The following is a 15,316-nucleotide window of genomic DNA, read 5'->3' as shown; positions in this document are numbered from 1 at the left end:
GGAGAGGCGCGATGAGCGAACCAGGGCGAAAGACCATCCTTGTGATCGGGGCGAACGGCGCGACGGGACGCGACGCGGTGCAGGCCGCCCGCCGCCGCGGGCACAAGGTGATCGCGTGTGAACCGCATTGGTCACAGGACGAGACGCCGCAGGACCCGGATATCGAGGCGCGGGACCTGGACGTGATGTCGGGAGACCTCGCGCCGCAGCTCGAGGGCGCGGATGCCGTCGTGTCGGCCATCGGCGTGCCCCTGTCGCTGAAGACGGCCTTTGACCCGCCACCGCTCTATACTCGCGGCGTGCGCAATACGATCACGGGGATGCGGAAAGCCGGTCTCTCCCGCCTCATCGTCATATCCGCGGCGTTCGTGGAGCAGCGGCGCCATGGCCCAATCTGGTTCCAGATGTCCGCGATGAATGCCCTCCGCCGGGTCTACGACCAGATGGGCGCGATGGAGCACATGCTGGAGGCGTCGGACGACTGGCTCAACTGGACCGCGGCCCGCCCCGGGTGGCTCATGGATGGCGAGGTCACCGGCGATTACCAGGTGTTCCCGGACAGTCTGCCGAAAGAGGTCGTGCGAACCCGCCACGCCGATCTCGGAGACTTCATGGTGCGCCTTGCCGAGAGCGGCGAATGGTCCCGCCAGACCCCGGCAATCGGGCGACGGGAAGCGTCCGAGAAGTCCTCGCCGAAGGAGCTGTTCAAGGAGCTGGCGGGATAAGAGCTTCCAGCGACCGGGCGCGCGTCGGCACGCCCGGTCCCGCTCTGGGGTGCAGCCGGGCGCTCAGTCTTCCATCGCCTCCAGCTCGTCGATGAAGCCCGAGATCATCGACAGGCCCTTGTCCCAGAACGCGGGGTCGGAGGCATCGAGACCGAACGGCGCCAGAAGTTCCTTGTGGTGCTTGGAGCCGCCGGCCTTCAGCATCTCGAAGTACTTCTCCTGAAAGCCCTCCGGCGCTTCCTCGTAGGAGGCGTAAAGCGCGTTCACGAGGCCGTCCCCGAAGGCATAGGCATAGACGTAGAAGGGCGAATGCACGAAGTGCGGGACGTAGGTCCAGAACGTCTCGTAGCCCTCCATGAAGGAGAATGCGGGCCCGAGGCTCTCCCCCTGCACGCTCATCCACAGCGCGTTGATGTCCTCCACCGTAAGCTCGCCATGGCGACGCGCCTCGTGCAGCTTGCATTCGAAATCGTAGAACGCGATCTGCCGGACGACCGTGTTGATCATGTCCTCGACCTTGCCCGCGAGCAGGACCTTGCGCTCGGCATCGGTCCGGGCGGCGGCGAGCATCTTGCGGAAGGTCAGCATCTCTCCGAAAACGGACGCCGTCTCGGCCAGCGTCAGGGGCGTGTTGGCCAGGAGTTCCCCCTGCCCGGCCGCGAGGCGCTGGTGGACGCCGTGGCCAAGCTCGTGCGCCAGCGTCATCACGTCGCGCGGTTTGCCGAGGTAGTTCAGCATCACGTAGGGATGCACGTCGACCACGGTCGGATGCGCGAAGGCGCCCGGCGCCTTGCCCGGCTTCACCGCGGCATCGGTCCAGCCCTTAGAGAAAAACGGCTCGGCCAGCTCCGCCATGCGCGGGTCGAACCCGGCATAGGCGGACATCACCATCTCCTGCGCCTCGTTCCAGCCGATGACGCGCTCGGTCTCCATCGGCAGGGGCGCGTTGCGGTCCCAGACCTCCAGCGTGTCCAGCCCCATCCACTTGCGCTTGAGCTCGTAGTACCGGTGCGAGAGGCGCGGATAGGCGTTCACCACGGCATTGCGCAGCGCTTCGACCACCTCGGGCTCGACATGGTTGGACAGGTGCCGGCCCGTCTGCGGCGTCGGCATGGAGCGCCAGCGATCCTCGATCTCCTTCTCCTTGGCGAGGGTGTTGTGCACCCGCGCGAAGAGCCGGACGTTCTGCCCGAAGACGCGCGCCAGTTCGCGCGCCGCGGCCTCGCGGGTCTCGCGGGCGCGGCTCGTCAGGAGGTCGAGCGTCGCTTCGAGGCTCCGTGTCTCGCCCTCGACGGTGAATTCGAGGCCCGCCATGGTCTCGTCGAAGAGGCGGTTCCAGGCGGAGGCGCCGACGGTCGACTGGTCGTGCAGGAACTTCTCGAGCTCGTCCGAGAGCTGGTAGGGCCGCATCGCCCGCATCCGCTCGAAGATCGGGCGATAGCGCGCCAGATCGTCATTGTGGGACAGAAGATCCTCGAGATGGGCATCCTCGATCCGGTTCATCTCCAGCGAGAAGAAAACGAGCGGCGTGGTGTAGTCCGTCACCTTCTGCTGCGCATCGCCGATGAACTTGGCGCGTTCGCCGTCGGTGGTGTTCTGGTAGTAGCGCAAGCCGGCATAGGACATCAGGCGCCCGGCGACGATGTCGATCCGCTCGTAGCGCAGGACGCAATCGAGCATCCCGGCGCTGCCCAGCGAGGCCAGCTTGCCCTCGAAATCCTCCGCGAAGGAGCGGCACGCCTCCTCTAGCCAGTCGAGATCGCGCTTGAACTCGGCACTGTCCGGCGCGGGGTAGAGATCGCTCAGATCCCATTCCGGCAGATCGCCGAAATCGCGCTCCCCGGCCGTGGCATTTGCATCGCGGAGCGGCTTGGGGTCGAACATCGGGGCCTCCATGGCGTGGCAGCGTCGTTTGAGGGTCCAAGGGTTAGGAGGGTTGGCGGCGGGAGGCAAGACGGGGCGGCGAGACGGTCCTGGCGCCCTGCCCTCGATCAAGGGCCGGCTGGTCAAGTCCGCCCGGCGGCTCTCATCCGTACGCCGCCAGCATCTCCTTCAGATCGTCCAGCGTGTTTGCCTCCTCGGCGGGCTTGTCGAGGCGCCAGCGGCTCATGCGGGGGAAGCGGAGCGCCACGCCGGACTTGTGCCGCGGGCTCTTCTGGATCCCCTCGAAGGCGATCTCGAAGACGTGGACCGGCTTCACCTGCCGCACCGGCCCGTAGCGTTCCAGCGTGTTCTTGCGCACCCAGGCGGTGATCTTGCGGAATTCCGCGTCGGTCAGGCCCGAATACGCCTTGGTGAACGGGACCAGCGCCTCGCCGTCCCGGACTGCGAAGGTGAAATCTGTGAAGAGGTTGGCGCGGCGGCCATGCCCCTGCTGGGCGTAGATCATCACCGCGTCGATCATCAGCGGATCGACCTTCCATTTCCACCAATCCCCTTTCTTCCGGCCCGAGAGGTAGGGGGACGCGCGGCGCTTGAGCATGACGCCCTCGGCCTGCCGCTCCCGGCTCTCTGCGCGCAAGGCCGCAAGCGCGTCCCACGTCTCGAACGTCAGGAGCGGCGAGGGCCTGATCGGGCATTCAGGGGGCAGGTCCGCCAGAGCCGCGTCGAGCAGCGCCCGGCGCTCGTCGAAAGGCCGGGCGCGGATGTCCTCGCCGTCCCATTCCAGAAGGTCGTAGGCGCGGATCACGACGGGGGCGTCGCGCAGGAGCGCCTTCGGCACCGTCTTCCGCCCGATCCGCTTCTGCAGCGCATTGAACGACATCGGGGCGTCCGCCCCCTCTTCCCAGGCGAGGAGTTCACCGTCGATCACGGTGCCTGGCGGCACGAAATCCCGCGTGACGGCGAGCTCCGGGAACCGGTCCGTCATCAGCTCCTCGCCGCGGGACCAGACATGATGCTCCCCGCCGCGCAGGACGAGCTGTCCGCGGATGCCGTCCCACTTGTACTCCGCCGCCCAGTCCGAGGGCGCGCCCAGCTCCTCGGGTCCGGCGTCGAGCTGGTAGGCGAGATAGAAGGGATAGGGCCGCGACAGGTCCGCCGACGGGTCATGCGCGACGATGAGGGCGTCCCATGTCGTCGTCTGCGGCGACCAGTCCCCCATCAGGCGGTGCGCGAGGTCGGGCTCGTCGATCCCGGTGGCCTGCGCAAGCGCCCGCGTCATCAGCTTCTGCGACACGCCCATGCGGAAGCCGCCGGTCATCAGCTTGTTGAAGACGAACCGCTCGACCGGTCCCTGCCCGTCCCATGCGGCGAGAATGGTCGCCTTGCGCTCCGCCTCGTCCATCTTCGGCAGCGCCTGTATCACGGCGATCCACTCCGCCAGTGGACGGTCGTCGCCGCCCCCTCCCTCTGGCAGGATGAGCGCGATGGTCTCGGCCAGATCGCCGACGATGGGATAGCTTTCCTCGAACAGCCAGAGCGGCAGGCCCGCCCGCTCCGCCGCCCATTCGCGCAGGAGCGTCGAGGTGACCGTCCGCTTGGGGCGACGGCCGGAGAGGAGCGCGACGGTCCAGAGCCTGTCCGCCTCGGGCGCCTCCTGGAGGTACGCCGCAAGCGCAGCGACCTTGGCGTTGGTCTTCGTCGTCTGGTCGAGGGCGGTGAAGAGCCGCGCGAACCGCTTCATGCCGCCTCCTCCTCCTCGCCCTGCCCCTCGAGGCTCTCGCCCTCGTACTCGGTCTCGACGATGCGGGCGTCGTACCCCTGCTCTTCCAGCCAGCGGCGGAAGATCGACGTGTACCCGTGGGTGACGAGCACCGTCTCCGCGCCGGTCTCTCGGATGGCCGCGTTCAGACCGTCCCAGTCGGCATGGTCGGACATGACGAACCCGCGGTCCGCCGAGCGCCGCCGCCTGACCCCGCGCAGGCGCATCCATCCCGAGGCGAAGGCCGAGGAGGCGGCGCCGAAGCGGCGCATCCAGGGTGTGCCGAGCGCCGAGGGCGTCGCGAGGACGAGCGCGCCGGGGTAATCCTTCGGCTTCGTCTCGGGGGTGACGCGGATCGTCTCGGGGAGCGCGATCCCCTGCCCCCGGAGGACGTCGTTCGTCGCCTCGACAGCCCCGTGCGTCAGGATCGGACCCTGTGACGCGTCGATATTCGCGAGGATCCGCTGCGCCTTTCCAAGAGCATAGGCGCCGAGGACCGACGTCCGGCCCTCCGACTGGTTCGCCGCCCACCAGGCATTGATATCGGCGATCACCTCCGCCTGCGGGTCCCATTCGAAGATCGGCAGTCCGAAGGTGCATTCGGTGACGAAGGCATGGCAGCGGACCGGCTCGAACGGCTCGGACAGCCCGTCCGCCTCCGTCTTGTAATCTCCCGAGACGACCCAGACCTCGCCGCCGACCTCAACCCGGACCTGCGCCGAGCCCGGCACGTGGCCCGCGGGATGGTAGGACACCTCTGCGTTCCCGATGGTGCGCACCTCGCCGTACTCGATCTCGTCGAGGCGGATATCCCCCAAGCGATGTCGCATCACGGGCGCCGCCGCTCGCGTCGCGAGATAGCGCGCGTGGCCAGAGCGGGCGTGATCCGCGTGACCATGGGTGATCAGCGCCCGGTCGACGGGGCGCCACGGGTCGATGAAGAAGTCGCCGGCGGGGCAATAGATCCCCTTGTCCGTGACGGTAAGAACGGGAGTGCTGGCCATGCGAGGGTAGATAACCCGCGTGGCCGCCGCGTCACGCCCCGTTCGAGGGATGGAGGCGGGTGCGGAGGCGGGCCGGGCGGCCGCGGCGGAACGTGGGTCCGGGGCAGACCGGATCGCGCCCGCCCGGCGGAGGCCCCTGCGTCCCGGTGCCTGCGACCCGCGATTGCAGTGCACCGCCCCGCCAGCGCGGGGCGGCCCAAGTCACATCGCGCCGCCGGCCTCGACCATGCGGGCCACATAGCGCGCGAGCGTGTCGATCTCGAGGTTGATCAGATCGCCCTCGGCGACACGCCCCCATGTGGTGACTTCGCGGGTATGTGGAATGAGGTTCACGCCGAACTCGGCGCCCTCGACCTCGTTCACCGTGAGCGACGTGCCGTTCAGGGTCACGGAGCCCTTGGGCGCGATGAAACGGGCGAGCTCTTCCGGCGCGCGGAACGTCAGGCGCAGGCTGTCGCCCTCCGGCGCCATGCGGATCACCTCGGCCACGCCGTCCACATGACCGGACACGATATGCCCGCCGAGCTCGTCCCCGACCCGAAGCGCACGTTCGAGATTGATGCGCCCCCCGGCCTCCCACGTGCCGAGGTTGGTCTTGGACACCGTCTCCGCCGAGACGTCCACGTCGAACCAGTCCGGGCCGGTCGTGACCACCGTCAGGCAGCAGCCGTCGCAAGCGATGGAGGCGCCGAGGTCGATGTCGGAGGTATCGTAGGAGGTGCCGATCCTGGCGCGCAGATCGCCGCGCGCCTCGAGCTGGGTGATGGTGCCGATATCGCTGACGATCCCGGTGAACATGGCGCAGCTCTCCCCTGAAGACGGTTGTCGCGGCGCCGTCCGGCCCCGCTATGCTCCCGAGGTAACTGCGGCGCGGTCGGCGGACAAGTCCTGCCACTCAAGCGAACGGTCGCCGCCGCCCTCCGGTCCCAATCCTGCCCTTTCGAGCGGGTTTACCCGGAGCGTCGAACCGGTTTTAAGTAAAGCATGTTGGGGTGTTGGTAGATGAGTACGATGACGTTCGACAGTTTCCCGCCCGCGCCTCAGCGACGCTTCCTGTTCCTTCAGGGCCCGCACGGACCGTTCTTCCACCACCTGGGCCGTATGCTGCGCGCGGCGGGGGCTGAGGTCTGGCGCGTCGCGTTCAACGCCGGGGACGATGCGTTCTGGTTTCACCGCCGTTCGCTGATCCCCTTCAGGGAAACGGCGGAGGAGTGGCCGGCTTTCTTCTCCATGCTGCTCCATGACAAGGGGATCACCGACATCGTCCTCTACGGGGACACCCGCGCCATACATGCCAGAGCCGTGGAGATCGCGCGCGACCGCGGCGTGACGGTGCATGTCTTCGAGGAAGGCTACCTGAGGCCCTACTGGGTCACCTACGAGCGCGGCGGGGCGAACGGCCATTCGCGCCTGATGCGCCTTTCCGTACCCGACATGCGCCGGGCGCTGGACCAGTCCGAGCTGGAGCAGCTCCCCGCTCCGGCGCGCTGGGGAGACATGCGCCACCACGTCTTCTACGGCGCCCTCTATCATGGGGTGCTGCTGATGCGGACCGGACGCTACGCCAATTTCCGTCCTCACCGCACACTGACGGCATCGCAGGAATTCCGCCTCTACCTCCGCCGCCTCATGCTCATGCCCTTCCACTGGATGGACAGGATCGTCGCCACGGGGCGGATCCGCGGCGGCGGGTTTCCCTATCATCTTGCGCTGCTGCAACTGGAGCATGACGCGAGCTTCCAGCAGCATTCGCCCTTCTCCTCCATGACCGAATTCCTCGCCCTTCTGATCGAGGGGTTCGCCAGCGGCGCACCGAAGCATCACCACCTCGTCTTCAAGGCACATCCGCTGGAGGACGGCCGGAAGCCACTGCGCACCGAGATCCGTCGCCTCGCCCGCGAACACGGCGTCTCGGGCCGCGTGCATTACGTCCGCGGCGGCAAGCTCGCCGGTCTGCTCGACCACGCCCGCTCCGCCGTCACGGTGAATTCCACGGCGGCGCAGCAGGTGCTCTGGCGCGGCCTGCCGCTCAAGGTGTTCGGCAAGGCGGTCTATGCCAAATCCGAATTCGTCTCGGACCAGCCGCTGCCAGCCTTCTTCGCCCGTCCCGCCCGGCCCGATGCCCGCGCCTATCGCGACTTTCGCACCTTCCTGCTCGAGACCAGCCAGATCGCCGGCGGCTTCTATTCCGCCGCCGCCCGCCGCCAGCTTTTGCGCCAGGTGGTGGACATGATGCTGGCCGCGGACGATCCGTACGACGCCCTCGCGAGCGGCAACGCCCATCCCCGCCAGCACCTTCAGATCGTGCGCTGACGTCTGCCCAGGCGCGGCGGTTTCGCGACAGCAAAGCCACACATTGGCCGGTCGCCGCCGGTGGGCCGCTTCCCTTCGCCCCTCCTTGCTGTAGCCTTGATCCCAAAAATACCGAGGCAGAGATAACGGTTCGAAGGAGCCAGAGCAGTGAAAATCGCAACATCACGGTGGGCGCGTCTCGCCGCCCTTGTCGTGCTTGCGGGTCTCGTTTCGGCCTGCGGGCTGCCGCGGTCGGGCCCCAACAAGCGCGAAATCTACGCAGGCTCCGTTCAGAGACAGGGCGACGCCTTCATCGTTTCGGTCAACAGCCGCGTCACCCGCGCGACCTCCGTGGTGCCGTCCTACGGCCTGACCGCCGGTTTCCTGAATGCCGGCGTCATCGGGTCGGACACGATCCGACCCGGCGACACGCTCGGTCTCACCGTGTACGAGAACGTCGATGACGGCCTTCTCGTCGGCGAGGGGATGAACAGCACGATCCTCGACGAGGTCCAGGTCGACGCGGAGGGCTTCATCTACGTGCCCTATGCCGGCCGGATCCGGGCGGCGGGCAATTCGCCCGACCGCGTCCGGACGCTGATCACGGAACGCCTCGACACGCAGACCCCCGACCCGCAGGTCCTCGTGCGCCGGCTGGCGGGCGACGGGGCATCGGTTTCCGTCGCGGGCGGCGTCGGCGCGCCGGGCGTCTTCCCGATCGAGCGGCCGACGCGAACGCTCGGCGCCATGCTGGCCCGCGCCGGCGGCGTTGTGATCCCGACCGAGATCGCCGTCGTCACGATCACGCGCGGCGCCCATACCGGCAAGGTCTGGTTCCAGGACCTCTACTCCGAACCGCGCTACGACGTCGCGCTCCGGGACGGCGACCGCCTCCTCGTGCAAGAGGACACGAGGGACTTCACCGTCCTCGGCGCCACCGGCACCCAGAACCGCGTTCCCTTCGAGAACCAGACGATCAGCGCCATCGAGGCCATCGCGCAGGTGGGCGGGCTCCAGACCAATCTCGCCGATCCGACCGGCGTCTTCGTCTTCCGCAACGAGCCGCAGGAAATCGCGCAGCAGGTCCTCGGGCGGACGGACCTCATCGGGCCGCAGCGCATGGTCTACGTTCTCGACCTGACCGAGCCGAACGGCATCTTCGAGGCGCGGGACTTCGCGATCAGGGACGATGACACGCTCTACGTGACCGAAGCGCCCTTCGTTCAGTGGCAGAAGACGCTAGCGGCGCTGACCGGCTCCCTCGGAACGGTCGACTCGGTCGCCTCGACCGCCGCCGCCGCCGGCGGAAATTGATCCGGCAATGACGGAGCCGCAGGGCGACCGTCAGGGAGCCGCCGTGTCCCCCGAGGCGCGGCGGCTCTTCGTTTATAACGGCGGATTTCTCGCGCCCCGCATCCGCCGGATCCTCGCCTCGGCCGGCTGGCGCGTGACGACGGGACGGCCGGGCCCCCAGGACTGGGTCGGCGTCTGGGGGGCCTCCCCGACAGCCCGCCGCGGGGAACATGTCGCGTCACGGACCGGTGCGAAGATCCTGCGGGTGGAGGATGCGCTTTTGCGGTCGGTGAAGCTCGGCCGGGACGGCGCGCCGCCCATCGGCCTCACGCTCGACGAACGCGGCCTGCATTTCGATCCTTCGCGCCCCTCGGATCTGGAGCACCTTCTCGCCACCCATCCCCTCGACGACACCGCCCTGCTGGACCGCGCGCGCGTCGCAATGGCGCGCCTGCGGGAGGCTGACCTGTCGAAATACAGCGCCCACGATCCGGCGCTCGAACCGCCCGAACCCGGGTACGTTCTCGTAATCGACCAGACCGCGGGGGATGCCTCCCTCGGCTCCATCCGCGACGTGCGGGGCCGGTTCGCGGAAATGCTGGGCACGGCCCAGATCGAACATCCCGGCGCGCGGATCCTTCTGAAGGTCCACCCCGAGACGCTGGCCGGACGCCGCGCCGGGCATTTCGGGCCGGAGCACGAGAGCGGCCGGGTGCACCTCTTCGCCGATCCCGTCTCCCCCCACCGTCTCCTCGATGGGGCGATCGCGGTTTATACCGTCAGTTCGGGACTCGGGTTCGAGGCGATCATGGCAGGGCACCGTCCGGTCCTCTTCGGCCAGCCGTTCTATGCCGGCTGGGGGCTGACGGAGGACGCGTTCCCCGTGGACCGTCGACAGCGCAGGCTGACGCGGGCGCAGCTCTTCGCCGCCGCGATGATCCTGCATCCGGTGTGGTACGATCCCTGCCGCCGCCGCCGCGCCACGCTGGAGGAGGCGATCGACCAGCTGGAGGCGGAAGCACGTGCCTACCGCGAAGACCGGGAGGGTCATGTGGCTCTCGGGATGCGGCTCTGGAAGCGGGGCCACCTCCAGCGGTTCTTCGGCCGGGAACGGCGCCTGCGGTTCGCGGGCTCGGAGGGTGCGGCCCTCAAGGCGAACCGCCCCATCCTCGCCTGGGCCGGAACGGCACCCGCGATCGCGGACCGCCCGCTTCGCCGTGTCGAGGACGGTTTCCTGCGCTCCCGCGGCCTCGGGGCGGAGCTGGTTCCGCCCCTGTCCCTCGTCTCCGATGATCTCGGCATCTACTACGATCCGGGCACGGAGAGCCGCCTCGAACGTCTCATCTCAGCGTCCGCGAGTCTGCCGCCGCACGCCCTCGCCCGCGCCGAACGCCTCGCCGCGCGGATCACGAAGGATCGTCTGACGAAGTACAACACCGGCGGAGCGGCGGATCTGCCTGAGCGTTCCGGGCGCCGCGTCGTCGTCGTCCCGGGCCAGGTCGAGGATGACGCCTCGATCCGTCTCGGCGCCGGAGACATCCGCACGAACCGGGACTGCCTCGCCGCCGCGCGCGCGGCGCATCCGGACGCCCTCCTGATCTACAAGCCCCATCCCGACGTCGAAGCCGGCCTCCGCATCGGCGCCGTTCCGGACGCGGCAGGGATCGCCGACGTGGTGGCGTCCCGCGCCGATCCCGCCTCGCTGATCGACGCCGCGGACGAGGTCTGGACGATGACGTCCCTCATGGGCTTCGAGGCGCTCCTGCGCGGGCGCGCCGTCACCGTCCTCGGCGCGCCGTTCTATGCCGGCTGGGGGCTGACGCGGGACCTCGGGCCGGTGCCGGCCCGCCGCACGGCACGCCCCGCGCTTGCCGGCCTGATCCACGCCACCCTCATCGGCTATCCGCGATATCTCGACCCGGTGAGCTCCCTGCCCTGCCCGCCGGAGATCGTGGCCGAACGTCTGGCCGCCGGCACCGGGCCGAGGACGGGACCCGCCCTGCGGCTCCTGTCGAAGGCGCAAGGCGTGGCGGCGGGCTTGGGCCCCTTCTGGCGCTAGGGGTTTTCGCGGTGCGGGCGCCAATACGCCACCGCGTCTCCCCCGATCTCCTCGAGCCGGTTCAGCCGGAACCTTGGCGCCTCGTCGAGCGCTCCGATCCCCATCGCCGCGAGCCCCGGCCACCCCTCGGCGCCGAGCGCGACACCGCCGGTGAACGCGATCAGCTCATCGACAAGCCCGGCGCCCAGGAGGCTCGCAGCAAGCTGCCCGCCGCCCTCGCAGAACACCCGCGTCAGGCCGGCGGCGCCGAGCGCGGCCATCAGTCCGGCCATGTCGAGCTGGGATCCCGCGAGGGGGCATTCGAGGAGAATCGCGCCCTGCTCCGTCCACTCTGCGATCCGCTTCGTCGGCGCGTCAGGCCCGTGGCAGAGCCAGAGCGGCACATCCCGGGCCGAGGCCGCGAGGCGGCCCTTCGGATTCAGATCGAGCCTGCGGGACGCAACGATGCGGACCGGCTGGCGATCCACACCGAGCCCGCGCACGGTCAGCATCGGATCGTCCGCACGCGCCGTACCCGACCCTATGAGAACGGCATCGTGCCGCGCCCGCATCCCGTGCACGAGCCGCCGGGCCTCCGGCCCGGTGATCCACCGACTTTCACCCGACGCGGTCGCGATCCGTCCGTCGAGACTGCCAGCGAGCTTCAGCGTCAGCATGGGCCGACCGGAGGTGACGCGGGCCAGGAACCCCTCCTGCAGACGCTCGGCCTCGTCCGCGAGGACCCCCGTCACGACATCTATGCCCGCCGCGCGGAGACGCGCGTGGCCCTGGCCGGCTGTCCGCGGATCGGGGTCCGTCAGGGCCGTGATCACGCGCGCGGGGCCCGCGGCGACGAGCGCATCGGAACAGGGCGGTGTCTTTCCGTGATGGGCGCAAGGCTCGAGCGTGACGTAGACATCGGCCCCCTCCGCCGCCCGGCCCGCCTGCGTCAGCGCGACCACCTCGGCATGGGGTCGCCCGCCATCCTGCGTCCGCCCCCGGCCGACGACACGGCCATCCCGGACGATGACGCAGCCAACAGCGGGATTGGGCCAGACCCGGCCGAGGCCGCGCGCGGCCAACCCCAGGGCCGCCCGCATCCAGCGGACATCAGCCTGTCGCACCGTACTCAAACCTTGGCGTCGGGGCGAAGCTCGCTGACGAATTTGTCGAAGTCGTCCGCTGCCTGGAAGTTCTTGTAGACACTGGCAAATCGCACGTAGGCCACCGTGTCGATCGACGCCAGACGCTCCATGACGATCTCGCCGATCACCTTGCTCTCGATATCGGTATCACCAAGGGATTCCAGCCGCCGGACGATGCCTGAGATCATCTGCTCCATGCGCTCGTGTTCGATGGGGCGCTTCTGCAGCGCGATCCGGATCGAGCGCTCCAGCTTGTCACGATCGAAATCCTCGCGCCGGCCGTTCGTCTTGATCACGACGAGATCGCGCAGTTGCACGCGCTCGTAGGTGGTGAATCGACCCGCGCAGGCCGGGCAGAAACGGCGCCGCCGGATCGCGACATGCTCCTCCGCCGGCCGGGAATCCTTCACCTGAGTATCGACATTTCCGCAAAACGGGCAGCGCATCCAGGCCGTCCCCCTCTTCGTTGTCCCGCCGTATCGTCGGGTTCGCCCCGACTTGTCCACAGCGACTATAGGGAGGCCGCGAGGGATTGGGTAGGGCGAATGGCCGGACGCATCATGTGGCCCGAATCATCTATGTGAAACCGTTGCAGCGAGGACGCGTTGATCGGCGTCATTTCTCGGGATCACGGAAAAGAGGCGACATGTCAGGCAAGGTTCTCTTCATCACAGGCGCGTCCAGCGGCATCGGCGCGGCCACCGCAAAGGCGGCGGCGGCCAGCGGCTGGAAGGTCGGCCTCATGGCCCGCAGTGCGGACAAGCTGGAGGCGCTCGCGGCCGAGATCGGCGAAAACGCCCTCGCCCTGCCCGGCGACGTCACGGATCTCGCGGCGCAGCAGGAGGCCATCGCCCGTCTCGTGGAGACGTTCGGCGGGCTCGACGCGGCCTATGCCAATGCGGGCCGGGGCACCAACTCCGCCGGCGTCGAGGCGGGAGACCCGGAGGCGTGGCATGACATGATCCACGTCAACGTCCTGGCTGCGCTCCATACCGCACATGCCGCCCTGCCCCATCTGCGCGCTCGCAAGGGCCACATGGTCTTCACCGGCTCCGCCGCCGGGCGCGCTCACATCAAGGGCTCGGTCTACGGCGCGACGAAGTTCTTCATCCACGGCCTCGCCGGGAACCTCGCGGAGGAGATGCGGGAGTGGGGCGGGCGCTGCACCCTGATCGCTCCGGGGATGGTGGACACGCCCTTCTTCGACGAGGCCAAGCCGGACAAGCTTCATGCGGAGGACGTTGCGGATGCCGTGGTCCACGCGCTGAACGCGGATCCGCGCAACACGGTGCGCGAGATCTTCCTCATGCCGACGAACTGACGTCTAGCGCGCCAGGTACGCCGCGACCTGGCGCCGATGCGGCCTGGCGCGATGCTCGAAGATGTAGATCCCCTGCCACGTCCCGAGCGCCATCCGCCCCCCTTCGACGGGGATGGAGAGCGAAACGGGCATCATCGCGGCCTTGATATGAGCCGGCATGTCGTCCGGCCCCTCCGCCCGGTGCAAGAGGTACTCCATCGATGGATCGTCGGCGGGGGGAACGAGCCGTCCGAAATAGGCTTTGAGGTCCCGCTGCACATCCGGATCCGCGTTCTCCTGGATGAGGAGCGAGGCGGACGTGTGGCGGATCATCAGCGTCAGTACGCCCTCCCCGCCCTGATCGGCAACCCAGCCGGCAACCTCGGAGGTGATCTCGGTCAGGCCCGGCCCGTTCGTCTTCAGCTCGAACATCTTCATGGGAAGGCAAGACCGAGGCGACGGAAGCGCTTGAGGCTGTCGGGGCAGAACGCCCGGGCATGCAGCGTACGCAGATTGTACCCCACGACGTCGAGCGGAACGGAATAGCTGCCGCCGTCGCCCGGACGCGAGCCGCCGTCGACTTCCGGATACGGCACGATGGTGAACGCGACGGAGCTTCGGCGGGGCGCGGCATTGGATTGGCCGAGCGGGCGGAGGAGATAGAGCCTGTCACTGCCGTCCCGCCCCATTGCGCGGCGGGCGTAATCCCCCGCGGCACACCAGTAATCCACGGGGCCGGCGCCGGCCTTCTGGTATACCTCGATGACGCCGGCCCGCGTCGGGTCCTCAGCGGCGATCATCCTGTTATACGCGATGTAATCGGCGCTCGCGGGGGCCGCGAGCAGCGAGAACGCCGCAGCGAGCAGGCACCGCACCTTCACCGGTCCCTCGTCTGATTGCAGAGCGACACGGCGTGACCGACTGTCCGGTTCTGCCCGGTGCGCTTTGTCGACAGGACCACGTCGCGGAACGTGAAGCCCTGCCGCTCCGGCGGCGTCACGACGAAGGTCACGGCGCGGCGGCCAGGATCGACGCGGGAGGGGCCGAGCGGCCGGGCGATTTCCACACGGTCCGTCGCCCGCGCCCCAAGTCGCTCGCGAGCGAACGTGCCGGCGGCACAGAAGTAGTCCGCGCCGGTCCGGTTGGGGAGGGACAGGACCTCGAAACCGCTCGCATCGCCAGCGGCATAGAGGCCGTTCGAGGCCATCTGTCGTTCGGCCTGCCCTGCCCCGGCGACGAGGCAGAGGGCGGCGGCAAGAACAAAGGGACTGGTGCGGGGCATGGGACGTCTCCTTGATTGGAACAAAGCCTGACCCGGCGCACGCCGCCGATCAAGGGCCTGGAGCGCACGCACCCTCACAGGCGCGGTGCGGCGCGCGAACGAGCGGCGAGATGCGGCACGAAGAGCGCCGCGAGAACAAGCTCGACGGCGATGGACGGCAGGGTCATCCACCCCGTCGTTCCCCGCACGAGCGCGATCAGGCCGAGGATGGCGAGGCCACCGAATGTCACGATCACCGCAAGGCAGATCGCGCGCCGCGCGTGGGAGGGGTCGCAGTCCCGCGCCGCGAAGAGCATCACGGCGAGCCCCGCGAACGGCAATGCGCCGCGGCGCGCCATGAACAGCCCGTCCGCGGTACGCTCCTGCGCAAAGGCGAAGAGTGGAATGGAGGGCAGGAGGAGATAGACCAGCGCCAGGCAGAGCGTGATGGCGGCGAGAAGGGTGGCGGAGGCTTTGAATGTGGGCATGACCGTCATCTAGATCGCCGCGTCCGGCTCGGCCAGTGGGCCGGTGCGCTGCGGGGACCCGGCTCGGGGGGCGAGAAAGCCCGATCTGGCCGCCGCCCTATCCTGAATTCGGCCGCCAAGATGCGGA

The 15,316-nt window shown here is 68.8% G+C and carries 15 protein-coding genes; 5 read left to right on the top strand and 10 right to left on the bottom strand.

The features are described from left to right. The first annotated feature begins 11 nt into the window (after window positions 1-11). Window positions 12-725, top strand: coding sequence for an NAD(P)-dependent oxidoreductase (locus RM543_RS09145; RefSeq protein ID WP_311690787.1), 714 nt, complete (start codon window positions 12-14; stop codon window positions 723-725). Between the two features lie 63 nt (window positions 726-788). Here RM543_RS09145 and RM543_RS09140 read toward each other — a convergent pair whose 3' ends face one another. The 4 genes from RM543_RS09140 to RM543_RS09125 all read right to left on the bottom strand — a co-directional run bounded on the left by RM543_RS09140 (window position 789) and on the right by RM543_RS09125 (window position 6,170). Then, window positions 789-2,609: a M3 family oligoendopeptidase gene (locus RM543_RS09140; protein ID WP_432280445.1), complete on the bottom strand. Its 1,821-nt coding sequence runs from the start codon at window positions 2,607-2,609 to the stop codon at window positions 789-791. A 142-nt stretch (window positions 2,610-2,751) separates the two neighbouring features. Then, window positions 2,752-4,350, bottom strand: coding sequence for an ATP-dependent DNA ligase (locus RM543_RS09135; RefSeq protein ID WP_311690783.1), 1,599 nt, complete (start codon window positions 4,348-4,350; stop codon window positions 2,752-2,754). Next, window positions 4,347-5,372 (bottom strand): ligase-associated DNA damage response exonuclease, encoded by a 1,026-nt coding sequence (locus RM543_RS09130; RefSeq protein ID WP_311690781.1) that lies wholly within the window; start codon window positions 5,370-5,372, stop codon window positions 4,347-4,349. The genes RM543_RS09135 and RM543_RS09130 overlap by 4 nt, the downstream gene beginning before the upstream one ends. Window positions 5,373-5,573: 201 nt before the next feature. After that, complete coding sequence (locus RM543_RS09125; RefSeq protein WP_311690779.1) at window positions 5,574-6,170, bottom strand: riboflavin synthase; 597 nt, start codon at window positions 6,168-6,170, stop codon at window positions 5,574-5,576. Between the two features lie 204 nt (window positions 6,171-6,374). Between RM543_RS09125 and RM543_RS09120 the strand changes: the two genes are divergently transcribed. The 3 genes from RM543_RS09120 to RM543_RS09110 all read left to right on the top strand — a co-directional run bounded on the left by RM543_RS09120 (window position 6,375) and on the right by RM543_RS09110 (window position 11,016). After that, entirely contained in the window at window positions 6,375-7,685 is a 1,311-nt protein-coding gene (locus RM543_RS09120) for a capsule polysaccharide biogenesis protein (protein ID WP_311690778.1), read from the top strand. A gap of 147 nt (window positions 7,686-7,832) precedes the next feature. Next, a complete protein-coding gene (locus tag RM543_RS09115) occupies window positions 7,833-8,978 on the top strand; it encodes a polysaccharide biosynthesis/export family protein (protein WP_311690776.1) in 1,146 nt (381 codons plus the stop codon). 7 nt (window positions 8,979-8,985) lie between these two features. Continuing rightward, window positions 8,986-11,016 (top strand): capsule polysaccharide biogenesis protein, encoded by a 2,031-nt coding sequence (locus tag RM543_RS09110; RefSeq protein WP_311690774.1) that lies wholly within the window; start codon window positions 8,986-8,988, stop codon window positions 11,014-11,016. Here the strand turns inward: RM543_RS09110 and ribD are convergent. Continuing rightward, window positions 11,013-12,095 carry a bifunctional diaminohydroxyphosphoribosylaminopyrimidine deaminase/5-amino-6-(5-phosphoribosylamino)uracil reductase RibD gene (ribD, locus tag RM543_RS09105; protein ID WP_311691358.1) on the bottom strand — a complete coding sequence of 361 codons (1,083 nt, stop codon included), beginning with the start codon at window positions 12,093-12,095 and terminating at the stop codon, window positions 11,013-11,015. The genes RM543_RS09110 and ribD overlap by 4 nt on opposite strands. Before the next feature lie 29 nt (window positions 12,096-12,124). Next, entirely contained in the window at window positions 12,125-12,586 is a 462-nt protein-coding gene (gene nrdR / locus RM543_RS09100) for a transcriptional regulator NrdR (protein WP_311690772.1), read from the bottom strand. A gap of 200 nt (window positions 12,587-12,786) precedes the next feature. Between nrdR and RM543_RS09095 the strand changes: the two genes are divergently transcribed. Next, window positions 12,787-13,461, top strand: a complete 675-nt coding sequence (locus RM543_RS09095; protein ID WP_311690770.1) for an SDR family oxidoreductase — start codon at window positions 12,787-12,789, stop codon at window positions 13,459-13,461. A 3-nt stretch (window positions 13,462-13,464) separates the two neighbouring features. Here RM543_RS09095 and RM543_RS09090 read toward each other — a convergent pair whose 3' ends face one another. From RM543_RS09090 to RM543_RS09075, 4 genes are all read right to left on the bottom strand, one after another. Then, window positions 13,465-13,878 carry a secondary thiamine-phosphate synthase enzyme YjbQ gene (locus RM543_RS09090; protein ID WP_311690768.1) on the bottom strand — a complete coding sequence of 138 codons (414 nt, stop codon included), beginning with the start codon at window positions 13,876-13,878 and terminating at the stop codon, window positions 13,465-13,467. Then, window positions 13,875-14,315 (bottom strand): hypothetical protein, encoded by a 441-nt coding sequence (locus RM543_RS09085; protein WP_311690765.1) that lies wholly within the window; start codon window positions 14,313-14,315, stop codon window positions 13,875-13,877. The genes RM543_RS09090 and RM543_RS09085 overlap by 4 nt, the downstream gene beginning before the upstream one ends. Before the next feature lie 2 nt (window positions 14,316-14,317). Beyond that, on the bottom strand, window positions 14,318-14,722 hold the full coding sequence (locus tag RM543_RS09080; protein WP_311690763.1) for a hypothetical protein: 405 nt from the start codon (window positions 14,720-14,722) through the stop codon (window positions 14,318-14,320). A gap of 74 nt (window positions 14,723-14,796) precedes the next feature. After that, window positions 14,797-15,189 carry a hypothetical protein gene (locus tag RM543_RS09075; RefSeq protein WP_311690761.1) on the bottom strand — a complete coding sequence of 131 codons (393 nt, stop codon included), beginning with the start codon at window positions 15,187-15,189 and terminating at the stop codon, window positions 14,797-14,799. Window positions 15,190-15,316 lie beyond the last annotated feature (127 nt).

Source organism: Tropicimonas omnivorans (assembly GCF_031846565.1).
Taxonomy (GTDB): Bacteria; Pseudomonadota; Alphaproteobacteria; order Rhodobacterales; family Rhodobacteraceae; genus Tropicimonas_B; species Tropicimonas_B omnivorans.
This window is presented reverse-complemented; position numbering and strand designations above follow the sequence as displayed.